This is a genomic window from Actinacidiphila bryophytorum (assembly GCF_016916835.1).
Taxonomy (GTDB): Bacteria; Actinomycetota; Actinomycetes; order Streptomycetales; family Streptomycetaceae; genus Actinacidiphila; species Actinacidiphila bryophytorum.
Genome location: NZ_JAFFIX010000005.1, coordinates 112,552 through 127,074, shown reverse-complemented (window position 1 = coordinate 127,074; position 14,523 = coordinate 112,552). Strand labels below are relative to the sequence as shown.

Below are 14,523 nucleotides of genomic sequence, written 5' to 3'. Positions count from 1 at the left end.
GGGACGGGTTAGCGTCATCCGTATGAATGACTCCCGTGCCTCCGGCGCCACCGGCGTCGGACTTGCCACCGTCGCCGACGACGGCACCGTGCTCGACACCTGGTACCCCGCCCCGCAGCTCGCCGCGGAGCCCGGGCCTGCGGGCACCGCGCGGCTGACCGCGGAGGAGGCCGCGCAGGCCCTGGGCGGCGCCGCCCCGGCCGCGCTCGGCCCCGACCCGCGGCGCGGCGTCGAGGTGGTCGCCGTCAGGACCACCGTCGCCTCCCTGGACGACAAGCCGCTCGACGCGCACGACGCGTACCTGCGGCTGCACCTGCTCAGCCACCGCCTGGTCCGCCCCAACGAGCAGAACCTCGAAGGGCTGTTCGGCGTGCTGGCCAATGTCGCCTGGACCTCGATCGGCCCCGTCCCCGTGCCCCGCCTCGACGCCGCCCGGCTCGCCGCCCGCGCCGAAGGCCTGCACCTGGCCGTCTACGGCGTCGACAAGTTCCCCCGGATGACGGACTACGTCGCACCGGCAGGCGTGCGGATCGCCGACGCCGGCCGCGTCCGGCTCGGCGCGCACCTCGCCGAGGGCACCACCGTCATGCACGAGGGCTTCTGCAACTTCAACGCCGGCACACTCGGCACCTCCATGGTCGAGGGCCGCATCTCGCAGGGCGTCGTCATCGGCGACGGCTCCGACGTCGGCGGCGGCGCCTCCATCATGGGCACCCTGTCCGGCGGCGGCACGCAGATCGTCTCGGTCGGCGAACGCTGCCTGCTCGGCGCCGAGTCGGGCCTGGGCATCGCGCTCGGCGACGACTGCGTCGTCGAGGCCGGCCTCTACATCACCGCGGGCACCCGCGTGACACTGCCCGACGGCAAGATCGTCAAGGCCGTCGAACTGTCCGGCGCCGACAACCTGCTCTTCCGCCGCAACTCCACCACCGGCAAGGTCGAGGTCCTGCAGCGCACCGGCTCGTGGGGCGGCCTCAACGCCGTGCTGCACAGCCACAACTGACCGGCCGCGCGCCCCGGTCGCGGTCAGCCGTACAGCGAGTCCAGACCGTAACCGGGGCCGTAGTACGCCTCCAGCTCCGCCAGGTCCTGGTCCTTGCGGTGCCCCGCCTTCGCGATCCGCGCCTGCGAAGGGGCCGCGTCCGGCGCCCAGCCCTCCGGCTTCCACAGCGCGCTGCGCATCAGCGCCTTCGGGCAGTGGTAGAAGACCTCGTCGATGTCCACCAGCAGCGCCAGCGGCGGGCGGTGGCCCTTCACCGTCATCCGGTCGAAGAAGTCCGCGTCCTTGACCAGCCTGGCCCGGCCGTTGATCCGCAGCGTGTCGCCGCGGCCCGGGACCAGGAAGATCAGGCCGACGTGCGGGTTCGCCAGGATGTTGCGGAAGCCGTCCGCCCTGCGGTTCCCCGGGCGCTCCGGCACCGCGATCGTCCGCTCGTCCAGCACCAGCGTGAACCCGGCCGGGTCGCCCTTCGGCGAGACGTCGCACGAACCGTCCCTGCCCGAGGTCGCCACGAGCAGGAACGGTGCGGCTGCCAGCCACGCCCGGTCCAGTTCGTCCAGCGCCTTGCGGACCTTCCCGGCATCGCGGGGGGTGGGCACCCCCAGCACGTCCCTCAGCTCGTCCTCGGTGCGGATCTCCTCCACAGCGCAACCCCCTGGCCCTACGGTACGCCCAGGGTATCCCTCCCCTTCGGCGGGGCCGAGCCCCTCACGCAGGGGGGCGCCCTTCCGCCGGCCGCGGTGGCTCGGGCGGTTCCCCTTCCGCGGCGGGTGGGCGTTTTCAGGGGCGCGAGGCTGCGCCTGATGTGCGGCTGGCGCCGCATGGCCGCGCTGCCTTCCCCCGGTCACACTGCCCGCAGGGTGCCTCTTCGGCAGGGCCGAGCACATAGGGGCGCGTGGGGGTACCCCCTCTGGGGGAGAACGGAGCGACCGGCCCCCACCGGGCGTGCGGGTCGTCACCGGCCGAAAGGGGCTGTTCGGTTCGTGCCGGACCACCGGCCGGCGAGCGAAGCGAGTGGGGGCACCCCCAGGCGAAGCGCTGGGGGAGGCTGAGCGCGCAGTTCCCCGCGCCCCTGATGGCTCGGCCCCGCCGCAGGGGGAAGGTCGTCAAGGGCGCGGGCGGCCGCGGAGGGAGGAGAGGACGAGGCGGCCGTAGCGCGTCGTCAAGGCGGCGGCCGTCGCGACGAAGGAGCCCGCGAGGGCAAGGAGAAGGTCGCGGGGCCGGGAGTCGCCGAGGACCTGGAGGATGGACAAGGCCGTCCCGAGCGGCAGCCCGAGAATCGTGAGGACGCCCAGCGCGCCGGCGATTTGCTGGCTCTCCTGCGTCTGCACGAGCCTGGCGTAGTCCGCGGCCTCCGCCAGGATCAGCTCGAACCGCTCGGGCAGCCGCACCTTGCACTGGAAGGCCAGCAGCAGGTCGTTGGCCGGGCCGTGGGCGCTGAGGTGCTGGCGCCAGTACGTACTGCGGAACAGCGCGATGCGCTGTTCGAGCGCGGACACCCGGCGCGCGAGACCGGGACCGTCGAAGACGCCCGACAGGTCGTCGGTCAGCTCGTCGATGTGGTTGCTCTGGATCGTGCCGAGCAGCAGCGCGTCGAGGTACACAGAACGCGCGTTGTACTCGGCCCAGTCGTAGAAGTCCCCGGCGCCGGTGTCGGCCCGGTGGCCGAGGAAGGCCGCGCCCTGGCGCAGCACCAGCGCGCTCCAGTCCGCGGAGATCCGCCGCACCTCCGCCCGCATCTCCGGCACCACCTCAGGCCCGGCCGGCAGGTCGTCCGGCACCGAACGCGACGCCAGCGACCGCAGGAACGCGTCCGCCTCCGCCGGGACCTCACCGCTGACCGCGTCCCGCAGCGCCAGCGGCCCCGCGCCGGTGTCCGGGGTCAGGAACACCACGGTGTACGGCCGCGACAGCGCGAACGGGCCGGCCGGTGCGCTGGTGTCGGCCACCCCGTCGAGCAGCGCGGCCGGCGCCATCGCCCCCGAGAGCGGGTCGGGCAGCCCGGCCAGCCGCCGGTGGCTGATCGCCCGCAGCAGCGGCAGCATCGGGGTGCCGTCGGCGACGGTGAAGTGCAGGACCGCAAGGGCCTGCAGGGCGGCCCGTGCGGTGGGCGTACGCAGCAGCTCCATCCCGTCCAGGCGCAGCGGACCCTCCGCGAGGGCGGTCCTGCGGTGCCAGCGGCGCTCGTACAGGGCACGAGCCGCCGAGGGTGTGAAGAGGCCCCGCCTGCCGGCGGCGTCGGCGGTCTGCGCGGCCACGGTGAAGGGCAGCGGGCCCGCTGCCCAGGGCGGGTCCTGTGCCAGCGCCACCGGCAGCAGTACGGCGAAGTGCTGCCGCGTCCCCACCACCGCGGCCTGCGCCGCCGAGGCCTCCCGCCTCCGCACTCCCTCACCCACCGCGCCACCCTCTCGCGCCGCCCGCCCCCCTGCAATCCCCTTCCCCAGGGCTCCTTGCCCCCACCCTGCGGCTGCCGCTGTGTGAGCGCGCGCTTTTGCGGCGGGGCCGAGCACATAGGGGCGCGGGGAACGGCGCGCTCAGCCTCCCCCAGCGCTTCGCCTGGGGGTGCCCCCACTCGCTTCGCTCGCCGGCCGGTGGTCCGGCGCGGACCGAACAGCCCCTTTGCGTCGGTGACGTCCCGCGCCCGGGTGGGGGCTGGTCGCGCAGTTCCCCGCGCCCCTGAAAAACGCTCACCCTGCGTCGTGAGGGCGCCCACTTAGGGGCGCGGGGAACGGCGCGCTCAGCCTCCCCCAGCGCTTCGCCTGGGGGTGCCCCCACTCGCTTCGCTCGCCGGCCGGTGGTCCGGCGCGGACCGAACAGCCCCTTTGCGTCGGTGACGACCCGCGCCCCGGTGGGGGGCTCGTCCCGCAGTTCCCCGCGCCCCTGAAGAGCACCGCCGACCGCAGCGGCACCGCCTCGCCGGGGGTCCCTGAAAACGCTCGCCGCCCTGCGCAAGGGCGACCTCGGCCCCGGGAGCCGGGGATGTGGCGGCCGACGCGGTGGGGAGTCGGGGGCGGTGGACAGGGACCGCGGCCCGGAGGGCCTACGCTGAGGAGGCCGTCTGGTTCGTACGCCGAAGGGGAGCCGTCCCGATGTCCGCAAGTCCTCTCGTCCTGCCGCCCGTACGGCTGCTCAGCCCGGACGAACTGGCCCGGCTGGCCCTGGCCGTGCCGCTGCTCGACCGGGCGGTGCGGCTGGCCCGGTGGGCGGCGCCGGAGCGTGATGTGGATGCGATGGGGGAGCTGCTGGACGCCGACCTGGTCGCGGCGGCGGGGGAGTTGGGGCTGGCCGGGGACGACGAGGACGGGCTGGGCGACACCGCGCAGGCGTGGGCCGTGGCCGTGGACACCGGGCTGGTCGAGCTGGAGATCGAGGAGGAGGCCGAGGAGTCCACTCCTCCGGGTGAGGCGGCGGGCCGTGCGGTGCCGGGCGGGGCGTACGAGCGGGTGACCGCGGGTGACCCGCAGGACGTGCTGGACGTGTGGCTGGCCGCGGCGGAGGCCGCCCTGGCCGAGGCGGCGTCCCCCGACCTGGAGCAGTTGCAGGAGGCCATGGGGGAGGAGCCGGAGTGGGACCCGGAGGAGGAGGCCGAGTTCCTCGACACCGCGCTGGCGAACCTGTACACCCTGATGGCCCTGGACGACGGCACGGAGACCGCACAGGGCGCGGTGCCGCTGCCGGTGCTGGCGGCCTCGCTGGTGGTGCCGGAGGACATGGAGCAGCCCAGCGACGAGGTGCTCGAAGAGGTCACCGAGGTCATGATGCGGCTGGACGACCACTTCCGGCTGCTGGCGCCCGCCGGGCTGCTGGACTACCAGCCGGTGGACGAGGCGCTGATCGAGGAGGACGAGGAGCCGGGGCAGGCGGTGCCCGGCGGCGAGCTGGACCCGGAGGAGATCTCCCGCTACGGGATGGTGCGGCTCACTCCGCTGGGCGTGCACGGGCTGCGTGAACTGCTCATGGACGCGGGCGCGTCGGCCCCGCTGGTGGGCGACCTCGCGGAGGCGACCGGCACCGAGCTGCTGGACGCGCTGGCCGGCTACCCGGACCACGCGGCCCGCACGGAGGCCGAGTTGTGGCTGGCCGACCGCAAACCGGCCGACGCGGCACGGGAGTTGCTGGCGGCGGCGCGCGGGGACGACGCGGGGGCACCGTCCCGGCGGCTGATGTGCCAGCAGACCCTGACGCTGGTGGGCGCGGAGGCCGAGCCGGCGCTGCGCGAGGTGCTGGACGACCGGCAGCTGGGCGGCATGGCCCGGGTGTGGCTGACCGAGAGCGGCGCGCCGGACGTGCCGACGCCGGACGCCGACATGATCTTCTGGCTGACGATCGACACGCTGGCCGCCCAACTGGCCGCGGACGACGACCCGGAGCTGCTCTCGGACCTGGTGCGCGACCTGGTCGCGCGGCACGACGGCTTCTTCGACGCGGCCTGGCGGGTGGAGCACCCGGCGACCGCGGACGTCCTGGAGGCGATGGGCCGGCTGCACCCGGACCGCAAGGCGGCCAAGGACGCCCGCAAGGCCGCGTTCAAGGCGCGTTCCCGGGACGGCTCCTGAGACAGCACGCGCGGGCCGGGGGCGCGGCAGGGGCGTACCGCCTCTGCCGTCCCACCAGGCACGGGACTTGAAGCGCCCTTTGCAAATTCTTGGGCCGACTATGGATCTGCCCCTTGCCGTACCCGTGCCGTTCACCGGGAGTTGGCTGTCGGCCGGGAGCGTGGCCGCCGCATGCACGCGCCATCGCGACATAAGGGAGCCACCGTGCCGCTCAGCCGCAGAGACTTCGTCCACCGTTCCGCCGCCACCGGCGCGGGTATCGCCCTTGCCGGAGCCGTCGACGTCCTGGCCACCGCACCCGGCGCGCTCGCCGCGGGCGGCCCCGCCCACCACGGCGACGACCACGACCATGGCCACGGCCACCACCCCGAGCTGGGCTACGGCCCGCTGGTCGCCGACCCGGCGGGCCTGCTCGCGCTGCCGGCCGGCTTCGCGTACCGGATCGTGACGCGGACCGGCACGACCACCCTGGACTCCGGGGAGACCACCCCGTCCAACCACGACGGCACCGCCGCCTTCGCGGGCGAGCGCGGCGCCACGCTGCTGGTCAACAACCACGAGATCGGCGGCACGCTGGCGGCTGCCGCCTACCCCGTGCCGCACGTCGAGGGCCTGGTGTACGACCCGGCCGCGGCCGGCGGCTGCACCGTCGTCGAGGTGCCCAAGCACTGGCGCGGCGACGAGGGCGCGCGCGGCAAGGGCCACGCGGACGCGGTCACCGAGTGGGTCGGCATCGCCGGCACCGCCACCAACTGCGCCGGTGGCGCGACCCCGTGGGGTACCTGGCTGACCTGCGAGGAGACCGAGGTCAAGGCCGGCTCCGGCGGCATGACGAAGGACCACGGCTACGTCTTCGAGGTCGACCCGCACGACGGGCACGCCAACCGCAACCCCAAGCCCGTCAAGGCGCTGGGCCGTTACGCGCACGAGGCCGTCGTCGTCGACCCCAAGCGCGGCCACCTCTACCTCACCGAGGACGCGGCAGGCCCCAACGGCCTGCTCTACCGCTGGACCCCGCCGCACGGCTTCCACCACGGCCGCGGCCGGCTGGCGACCCTCGGCGACACCGACGGTGTGCTGCAGGCCTTCCGCTGCTTCGACTCCGGCGGCCGTTTCGTGGACGACCTGTCGCGCGCGACGAGGATCGGCACCCGCTACGGCGTCGACTGGGTCGACGTCCCGGACCGCGACGCCAAGACCACGTCGGTGCGCAAGCAGTTCAAGGACGGCGAGGTCACCAGGGCGCGCAAGCTGGAGGGCATGTGGTGGGCGGACGGCGGCGCGTACGTCGTGTCGTCCTTCGCCCGTGAGGAGAGCCCGGTCCAGCACGACGGCGCCGTGTGGTTCTACGACCCGACCCGGCGCACCCTGACCCTCAAGGTGCTGCTCGGCGTCAACACCATCCCGGACCAGGACGGCCCGTTCGACGGCCCGGACAACATCACGGTCTCCCCGTACGGCGGCCTGATCATCGCCGAGGACGGCGTCGGCGTGCAGCACCTGTTCGGCGCGCTGGAGGACGGCCGCACCTACCCGCTGGCCCGCAACGAGCTGAACATCGGCAGCGCGGAGGAGCCGGAGTACAGCGAGTTCACCGGTGTGACCTTCTCGCCCGACGGCGACACGCTGTTCGCCAACATCCAGACGCCGGGCATCATGGTGGCCATCACCGGCCCCTGGCGCCGGCAGACCGCCCACCGCTGAGCCGCGGTTGCCGCCCCCTGGGAGCCCGGCTCCCAGGGGGCGGCCGTAACGTTTCAGCAGCCGTTCAGGATCGAGCTGAGCGCCGACTTCTCCGCGCTGTCCACGGTGAGCCCGTAGTAGTGCTTGACCTGCACCCAGGCGCGCGCGTAGGTGCACTGGTACGACGCGCGGGGCAGCCACTCGGCCGGGTCGTCGTCGCCCTTGGAGCGGTTGGACGACGCCGAGACCGCGATCAGCTGCGGGCGGGTCACGTCGTTGGCCAGGGCCTGCCGCTGGGCGGTGGTCCACGACCAGGCGCCCGACGCCCACGCCTCGGCCAGGGGCACGAGGTGGTCGATGTCGAAGGTCGACGGGTCGGTGGTCGTCACCCCGTCGTAGGCGCTGGTCCAACTGCCCGACGTGGCCTTGCAGGAGCTGTCGGTCGTCACGCCGCTGCCGTCGCGCTTGAGGATGTACTCGCGGGTGTTACACGTCCCGGAGATGGTGATCCAGGTCGGGAACAGGTCGCGGTCGTAGGTGGAGGCGTGGGTCTCGGCGGTCGCGGTCATCCCGGACAGGTAGCTGCGGGCGGTGGACGCGGCGATGGGGGTGGGCAGCGCGGCCTGCGCGGTGCCGCTGCCGGCGAGCAGCGCGGTGGCGGCGAGCGCGGCGGTGCCGGCGATCGAGCCTATTCGGAGTGCGAGACGGTTTGCGGGCATGGCTGAGCGCTCCCGTGGCTAGGGGTGGGCGTGGGGTGGCACGGCGTGCTCGACCAGGGTCCCGGGTGCGGGTCTATGCGGGTAGACGGTCAGCGGTAAAATTTAGGTGACCATGACATGCCGACGGGTGTCGGGCAGCGCACGGACATGCGAACGGCCCGGCTCCGCAAGGGAGTCCGGGCCGTTTCAGCAGTCGGTCAGAGCGCGGCAGCCCCCGGCTTGACCAGGGACTTCGCGGTGCGCGCGTCCACGAAGGTGCCCAGTGCGGTCATCTCCCACTCACCGGAGAACTGCCGGATGAGCTTGGCCATCAGCACTCCCGTACGCGCCTCGCCGCTGGTGAGGTCGAACCGCACCAGCTCCTCGCCGGAGGCGGCGTCCAGCAGCCGGCAGTACGCCTTCGCCACCTTGTTGAACTTCTGCCCCGAGTAGGAGTTGACGGTGAAGAGCAGCCCGGTGGCCTCCGGCGGCAGCCCGCCCAGGTGCACGGTGATCGACTCGTCGTCGCCCGAGCCGTCGCCGGTGAGGTTGTCCCCGGAGTGCTGGATGGCGCCGTTGAGGATCGTGAGCCGGCCGAAGTAGCAGGTCTCGATGTGGTTGCGCTGCGGGCCGTAGACGATGACCGACGCGTCCAGGTCGATGTCCCGGCCGCCGAAGGCGGGCTCCCATCCCAGGCCCATCCGCACCGAGGACAGCAGCGGCTTGCCGCCCTTGACCAGCGACACCGTCTCGTTCTTGCGCAGGCTGACCCGGCCCTTGTCCAGGTTGATCCGGCCCGGTGCGGCGGGCGGTGCCGGAGGGGCCGGCGGTGCGGCGGGCGGCGGGGGCGGCAGGTGCGTGGCGGCGGGCCCTGACGGAGGGGCCGGAGGGGCCGGAGGGGCCGGAGGGGCCTGCGGGGCCGGGGCCTGCGCCTGGGGCGCGGCCGGCTCGTCCACCGTCACCCCGAAGTCGGTGGCGATGCCCGCGAGCCCGTTCGCATATCCCTGCCCGACCGCGCGGACCTTCCAGGCGCCGCCCCTGCGGTAGACCTCGACGACCACCAGGGCGGTCTCCGGGCCGAGTCCGGCTGGGGCGAAGGTCGCGATCACCGAACCGTCGTCGGCATTGCGCACGGTGGCCGTCGGCGTCGTCCCCGCGAAGGCGCCGCCGCCGTCCAGGCTCGCGGTCACCACGATCTTCTCGATGCCGGCGGGCACCGCGTCGGTGTCCACCGTGATGGCGTCGGGGGCGGCGCCGCCACCGGCGCGGTAGGTCACCCCCGGTCCGCCCTGCGGCTGGTTGTAGAAGACGAAGTCGTCGTCGGAGCGCACCTTGCCGTCAGCGGTGAGGAGCAGGCCCGAGACGTCGAGCCGCACCGGTGCGGCCACGTCGACGGCCACACGGGGAGCGGACAGCGGCACGTTCGAGCCAGGCGTCATTGCGGTCATGTCCGGCTAACGACCGACTCCGCTTTGCGGTTCCATTACCCGCCGCCCGGTCGCAGAGGCGAACCGCGCAGGTGCCGCGTTCACGCGCCGGCTCCCGCCACCGCCCGTACTTCCAGCCCGTCCGTCGAGCCGGGCGGCAGCGCGAAGGCGGAGACCGCCTCCGGCAGGAGCGGGCGCAGGCCCAGCAGCCCGTGCACCGCGGCGGTCGTCAGCCCGTGCCACAGCCCCGCGTGCCGCAGCATGGCGTGGTCGCCGCCCGCCACCACGAAGCGGCACACCTGGGCGCCCGCCTCCCGCGCACGTACCGCCGTCAGCAGTGACTCCTGCGGGGAGGTGATGCGGTCGGCGGTCGCGTGCACGACGACCAGCCGGCCGCCGGCCAGATGCTCGACCGGGTCCTCCGGCGGGCACCACGGGGCCAGTGCCACCACCCCGGCGACGCCCGGCTCCGCGGCGATCCGCAGCGCGGCCCGGGCACCCATCGAGTGCCCCACCAGCACGGTGGGAAGTCCCCCGTCGCGCTTGCGCAGCGCGGACAGCGCCGCCGCTGCGTCCCGCGCCGGGTCCGCGCGCTCTCCGTTCCACCCCCGGTGCCGGTAGCGGGCCTCTGCGACCACCAGGCGCGGGTGCCGCAGCGCCCGGGCGAAGGGGCGCATGCGCCGGGCCGGCGGGTTCAGCCGGGAGGGCCGGCGCAGCCCGTGCTCGGCGCCGCCGTGCAGCAGCAGGACGGCACCCTCGGCGGCCGGCGCGGCCTCGCGCATCACGATCCGGGCTTCCACACCCGTACGGTGCCACACCTGCGCCCGGTCCGCCGCCCGCCGGCGGCGCGTGGTGCGCGCGCCCCGCCCGCCTTTCCCCCGGCTCAGTGCGGCCAGAGCGGCGGGGCCGTGCAGAACGCGCCGCCGAGGTTGGCGTGGGCGGGCTCGCCGGGGTCGAGGGGGCCTTGGGCGGCCAGGAGCGCGGCGGCGAAAGGCTCCGAGTCGTCCTGCGGCTCGTAGCCCAGGGCGCGGGCGGGGGCCAGGTCCCACCACAGCCGGGTGTTGGCGGAGCTGCCGTAGACGACCGTGTGGCCGCTGACGTCTGCGGTGAGTGCCGCGTGGAAGAGCCGGGCGCCGTCGGCGGGGCTCATCCACACCGACAGCATCCGCACCGTGGTGGGTTCGGGGAAGCAGGACCCGATGCGGATCGAGACGGTGTCGAGGCCGTGCCGGTCGGCGTAGAGCTGGGCCAGGTCCTCGCCGAAGCACTTGGACAGCCCGTACAAGGTGTCGGGCCGCCGGGGGGTGTCGATCGGGATGAGCGGGTCGCCGTCCTGCGGGCGCGGGGTGAAGCCGACCGCGTGGTTGCTGGAGGCGAAGACGATCCGCCGCACGCCTTCCTCGCGGGCCGCCTCGTAGAGGTTGTAGGTGCCCTGGATGTTGGCCTGCAGGATCTTGTCGAAGGTGGACTCCAGGGAGATGCCGGCCAGGTGGACGATCGCGTCGACCCCGCGGACGGCCTCGCGCAGCGCGTCGCGGTCGGCGAGGTCCGCGGTGATCGCGCCCGGCTCGCCCTCGATCGGCAGCATGTCGAGCAGCCGCAGTTCGTAGCCGTAGGCGGGCAGCAGTCCGCGCATCAGGGTGCCGAGACCTCCGGCGGCGCCGGTGAGCAGAATGGTGCGGGGAGCGGACATCGGGAGGTCTCCTCGGTCTCACCGGCCCCCGGGGGGCCACGGGCCGCGTGTCGGCCACTCGGCGAGTATATCCGTGGCCGAGGTTCAGGTATATGGACGAGAGGCGCCGTTTGTGAGGGTATCCGCACCGCGCTCGTCGGCTTGACCCGCATGTGGGTGCTCGCTTAGCGTGGCAGCGTTCATGAATATAGACGTGGATCATATGAGCGCACGGCACTCGAACATGCGCCCAGACATGAGTGCACAGACCGGACCTCCAGGGGGAACCCGATGACCTCACCCTCACTCGCCGAGCGTCTCGACGGCCTGCTGTTCTTCCCCGTGACGGCCTTCGGCCCGGACGGCGCTCTCGACCTCGACGCCTTCCGCGCCCATGTGCGCGCGGGCGTCGAGGCCGGTGCGGCGGCCGTCTTCGCGTGCTGCGGCACCGGCGAGTTCCACGCCCTCTCGCCCGCCGAGTTCGGTGCGTGCGTGGCCGCCGCGGTCGAGGAGAGTGCCGGGCGGGTGCCGGTCGTCGCGGGCGCCGGGTACGGCACGGCCCTCGCCCTGGAGTACGCCGGGATCGCCGAACGGGCCGGCGCCGACGGGCTGCTGGCGATGCCGCCCTACCTGGTCGTCCCCGACCAGGAGGGCCTGCTGCGGCACTACACCGCGCTCGCGGCGGGCACCGGGCTCGACGTCATCGTCTACCAGCGCGACAACGCCGTCTTCACCCCCGCCACCGTCGTCGAACTCGCCAAGGTCGGCAACATCATCGGCCTCAAGGACGGCTACGGCGACCTCGACCTGATGCAGCGCATCATCAGCGCGGTCCGCACCGAACTGCCCGGCGACGGCTTCCTGTACTTCAACGGCCTGCCCACCGCCGAGATGACCGGGCTCGCCTACCGGGGCCTGGGCGTCACCCTCTACTCCTCGGCCGTCTTCGCCTTCTCGCCGGAGATCGCCCTGGCCTTCCACCGCGCGCTGACCACCGGCGACGACGCCACGGTCGACCGGCTCCTTGACGGGTTCTACCGGCCGCTGGTCGACCTCCGCAACCAGGGCCGCGGCTACGCCGTCTCGCTGGTCAAGGCGGCGGTACGGTTGCGCGGGACGGACGTCGGCGAGGTCCGCCCGCCGCTGTCGGAGCCGTCGCCCGCGCACGTGAAGGAACTCGCCGAACTCATCGAGCACGGCCTCGCACTGGTGGGAGAGCACTGACATGCGGACGTCCGCCTTCGTCTACCCCTGGGACGTGATCGGCGACCCGGCCGCCGCCGGGCGCATCGCCGGGCTCGGCGTGCAGCAGGTCACGCTTGCCGCCGCCTACCACTCCACCCGGGCGCTCACCCCGCGCCACCCCCGGCACCGGGTGGTCACCGCCGCGTACGCCTCCGCGCTCTATCCGCCGGACGAGAAGCGCTGGCAGGGACGGGAGCTGCGGCCGTACGCGCCCGGGCCGTGGGCCGCCGCCGACGACCCGTGGGCGGCCGCCGCGGACGAACTGCGGGACGCGGGCCTCGACGTGCACAGCTGGGTGGTGCTCGCGCACAACTCCCGGCTCGGCGCGGAGCACCCGGACACCAACGTCGTCAACGCCTACGGCGACCGCTACCCGTGGGCGCCCTGCATCGCCCGGCCCGCGGTGCGCGGCTACCTGCTCGACCTCGCCGCCGAGGCCGCGGTGCGCCCCGGCGCAGCCGGTACTGAACTCGAGTCGCTCGGCTGGTACGGGCTGGCGCACCTGCACGCGCACGACAAGATCGGCGGGGTGCCGCTCGGCGACGCCGCCCACTACCTGATGTCCCTGTGCTTCTGCCCGCACTGCCGCGACGGCTACGCCGGACTCGGCGCCGACCCCGAGGAGTTGGCCGCCGCGGTGCGCACCGCGATGGCACCGGTGTGGGCGGCCGGCGGCAGCGACGCGGCGGGCACGGCCGGCATCGAGCAGCTGCTCGGCGAGCGGTGGACGGACCTCACCCTGACGTGGCGTACGCAGACGGCCGGTTCGCTCCAGGAGCAGGCCGTCGCCGCGGTCCGTTCCGCCGCGGCCCCCGGCTTCCAGGTGCTGATGCACGCCGACCCGGCGGCGTACCGCTGCGGCGCCAACGCCGGTGTGCAGCCCGCCCGTATCCTCGGCCACGCCGACGGCCTGGTGCTGCCCTGCCCCGGTGGTCCGGGCGGCGCCGCGGGCCGCGAGGCGGTCATCGCACCCGTCGCCGCGCACGCGGCGGCCCACACCGTGGTGGCCGCCAACTTCACCGTCGTCTCCGGTATGGGCGGCAGTCCCGGCACACTCGCCGAGGACGCCGCCCACGCCGTGGGGTTGGGCGCCACCCAACTGCGGCTCTACCACGCGGGACTTGCCGCAGACGACGATCTGGCGGCGGTCCGCGCGGCGCTGCCCGCCGGATGACCGGAGCGCGGCGATCATGGGGGTACCGCCGCGCCCCGGAGCGTCACCGGCAGGTGAGGCAGGAGGGTGGTGCATACCCAAGTCGCCACCGGGACATGGGAGGTTGCCGCGCTTCCCGGATTTATTTCCGGGATATTTCCCGGACCCGCCGGCCTGCGGCTCAGAAACCGCCGCCGACCGCCGCGGTGGCGCCGGAGCCGTACCCGGCGGAGACCGTGTAGGAGTCGCCGTCGGTGCCGCCCTGGCCCGGGTCGTGGTTGAACTGCCCCGAGAAGGTGTACGTGCCGGGCGCGAGGGTCTGCCCGGCGTTGAGCGTCCAGCGGTAGACCAGGTTCTGGCCTTCCACGGTCACCTGGGCGGCGGTCCTGTCCGGGACCGACGACCACGAACCCGTGCTCTGCTCGCCGTTGTGCACGGCGATCCGCAGCTCCACGGTCAGCGACGTCAGGGTCTGACTCGTGGTCAGCTGGACGTCGCTCTGCGTCCAGTAGTCGTTGCTGGCGGACGCGATGGCGCCGTTGGACGACAGCGGCCCGTCGGCCTGCGGGTGCGCCCCGCCGGGGGTGCCGCCCGTTGGCCCGGGCGAGCTGCCCTGCCCGGCCGGGGGCGGCACCTGCGTGGGCGGCACCGCTGGGGTGGTGCGGCCCGGTGTGCCGTGCGGCGGGGCGCTGGTCTTGTGGTGCCCGCTCACCGCCGAGCTGTGCCGCGGCACCGGAACCCGGCCGTCGGCGCTGCCCGAGGTGCCGGCGGAGGCGGGCGGCGAGGCGGCGCTGCTCGTGCCGCCCGAGGTCACCACGGTGCCGGACTGCTGGCCCGTGCCGGTCACCGCTCCCACGGCGAGGCCGCCGATGCCGATCGCGCCGGCCACCGCAGCGGTCACCGCCGTCACCCGCATCCAGGGCGCCGCGGGCGGCCGGTCGTGGCCCCTGGCGCCGGAGTCCGCGCCGTCCTCGGCCATGGCGTGCTCGACCCTGGCCAGCATGCGTTCCCTGTCGGGCCGGTGGGCGCCGGCCGCGTTCCGCAGCCGCTCCGGCAGATCGGTCATCACATTCCCCGTCCCGTACGAGT

At 74.1% G+C, this 14,523-nt stretch carries 12 protein-coding genes; 5 read left to right on the top strand and 7 right to left on the bottom strand.

Features of this window, described 5'->3' with window-relative positions; translation table 11 throughout:
• Positions 1-22: 22 nt before the first annotated feature.
• Complete coding sequence (dapD, locus tag JT723_RS09820) at positions 23-1,003, top strand: 2,3,4,5-tetrahydropyridine-2,6-dicarboxylate N-succinyltransferase (protein WP_205044134.1); 981 nt, start codon at positions 23-25, stop codon at positions 1,001-1,003.
• A 23-nt stretch (positions 1,004-1,026) separates the two neighbouring features.
• On the opposite strand, the gene JT723_RS09815 is transcribed toward dapD, so the two are convergent.
• Together JT723_RS09815 and JT723_RS09810 are read right to left on the bottom strand one after the other, a co-directional pair.
• The gene (locus JT723_RS09815; protein WP_251512852.1) at positions 1,027-1,644 is read right to left on the bottom strand and encodes a pyridoxamine 5'-phosphate oxidase family protein; all 618 of its coding nucleotides are present in this window, start codon (positions 1,642-1,644) and stop codon (positions 1,027-1,029) included.
• A 462-nt stretch (positions 1,645-2,106) separates the two neighbouring features.
• Positions 2,107-3,396 carry a hypothetical protein gene (locus tag JT723_RS09810; RefSeq protein WP_251512854.1) on the bottom strand — a complete coding sequence of 430 codons (1,290 nt, stop codon included), beginning with the start codon at positions 3,394-3,396 and terminating at the stop codon, positions 2,107-2,109.
• Between the two features lie 693 nt (positions 3,397-4,089).
• On the opposite strand from JT723_RS09810, the gene JT723_RS09805 reads away from it, so the two are divergent.
• Both JT723_RS09805 and JT723_RS09800 read left to right on the top strand, forming a co-directional pair.
• A complete protein-coding gene (locus tag JT723_RS09805; RefSeq protein ID WP_205044132.1) occupies positions 4,090-5,556 on the top strand; it encodes a hypothetical protein in 1,467 nt (488 codons plus the stop codon).
• 204 nt (positions 5,557-5,760) lie between these two features.
• Positions 5,761-7,260 (top strand): alkaline phosphatase PhoX, encoded by a 1,500-nt coding sequence (locus JT723_RS09800; RefSeq protein ID WP_205044131.1) that lies wholly within the window; start codon positions 5,761-5,763, stop codon positions 7,258-7,260.
• Between the two features lie 53 nt (positions 7,261-7,313).
• Here the strand turns inward: JT723_RS09800 and JT723_RS09795 are convergent, their stop codons facing one another.
• The 4 genes from JT723_RS09795 to JT723_RS09780 all read right to left on the bottom strand — a co-directional run bounded on the left by JT723_RS09795 (position 7,314) and on the right by JT723_RS09780 (position 11,057).
• Positions 7,314-7,958: an HNH endonuclease family protein gene (locus tag JT723_RS09795; RefSeq protein ID WP_205044130.1), complete on the bottom strand. Its 645-nt coding sequence runs from the start codon at positions 7,956-7,958 to the stop codon at positions 7,314-7,316.
• A 197-nt stretch (positions 7,959-8,155) separates the two neighbouring features.
• On the bottom strand, positions 8,156-9,385 hold the full coding sequence (locus JT723_RS09790) for a TerD family protein (RefSeq protein WP_205044129.1): 1,230 nt from the start codon (positions 9,383-9,385) through the stop codon (positions 8,156-8,158).
• An 80-nt stretch (positions 9,386-9,465) separates the two neighbouring features.
• The gene (locus tag JT723_RS09785; RefSeq protein WP_251512856.1) at positions 9,466-10,164 is read right to left on the bottom strand and encodes an alpha/beta hydrolase; all 699 of its coding nucleotides are present in this window, start codon (positions 10,162-10,164) and stop codon (positions 9,466-9,468) included.
• 83 nt (positions 10,165-10,247) lie between these two features.
• Positions 10,248-11,057 (bottom strand): NAD-dependent epimerase/dehydratase family protein, encoded by an 810-nt coding sequence (locus tag JT723_RS09780; RefSeq protein ID WP_205044128.1) that lies wholly within the window; start codon positions 11,055-11,057, stop codon positions 10,248-10,250.
• A 270-nt stretch (positions 11,058-11,327) separates the two neighbouring features.
• Here JT723_RS09780 and JT723_RS09775 point away from each other — a divergent pair, with 270 nt between their 5' ends.
• Positions 11,328-12,260: a 5-dehydro-4-deoxyglucarate dehydratase gene (locus JT723_RS09775; protein WP_205044127.1), complete on the top strand. Its 933-nt coding sequence runs from the start codon at positions 11,328-11,330 to the stop codon at positions 12,258-12,260.
• 1 nt (position 12,261) lies between these two features.
• Positions 12,262-13,455, top strand: coding sequence for a hypothetical protein (locus JT723_RS09770; protein ID WP_205044126.1), 1,194 nt, complete (start codon positions 12,262-12,264; stop codon positions 13,453-13,455).
• A 160-nt stretch (positions 13,456-13,615) separates the two neighbouring features.
• On the opposite strand, the gene JT723_RS09765 is transcribed toward JT723_RS09770, so the two are convergent.
• Complete coding sequence (locus JT723_RS09765) at positions 13,616-14,500, bottom strand: hypothetical protein (protein WP_205044125.1); 885 nt, start codon at positions 14,498-14,500, stop codon at positions 13,616-13,618.
• Positions 14,501-14,523: the final 23 nt, after the last annotated feature.

Excerpts from the sequence above, each read along its gene's own strand:
- JT723_RS09780 (WP_205044128.1), bottom strand. The coding sequence starts at position 11,057 with ATGTCCGCTCCCCGCACCATTCTGCTCACCGGCGCCGCCGGAGGTCTC.
- dapD (WP_205044134.1), top strand. The coding sequence starts at position 23 with ATGAATGACTCCCGTGCCTCCGGCGCCACCGGCGTCGGACTTGCCACC.
- JT723_RS09790 (WP_205044129.1), bottom strand. The coding sequence starts at position 9,385 with ATGACCGCAATGACGCCTGGCTCGAACGTGCCGCTGTCCGCTCCCCGT.
- JT723_RS09795 (WP_205044130.1), bottom strand. The coding sequence starts at position 7,958 with ATGCCCGCAAACCGTCTCGCACTCCGAATAGGCTCGATCGCCGGCACC.
- JT723_RS09765 (WP_205044125.1), bottom strand. The coding sequence starts at position 14,500 with ATGACCGATCTGCCGGAGCGGCTGCGGAACGCGGCCGGCGCCCACCGG.
- JT723_RS09805 (WP_205044132.1), top strand. The coding sequence starts at position 4,090 with ATGTCCGCAAGTCCTCTCGTCCTGCCGCCCGTACGGCTGCTCAGCCCG.
- JT723_RS09770 (WP_205044126.1), top strand. The coding sequence starts at position 12,262 with ATGCGGACGTCCGCCTTCGTCTACCCCTGGGACGTGATCGGCGACCCG.
- JT723_RS09775 (WP_205044127.1), top strand. The coding sequence starts at position 11,328 with ATGACCTCACCCTCACTCGCCGAGCGTCTCGACGGCCTGCTGTTCTTC.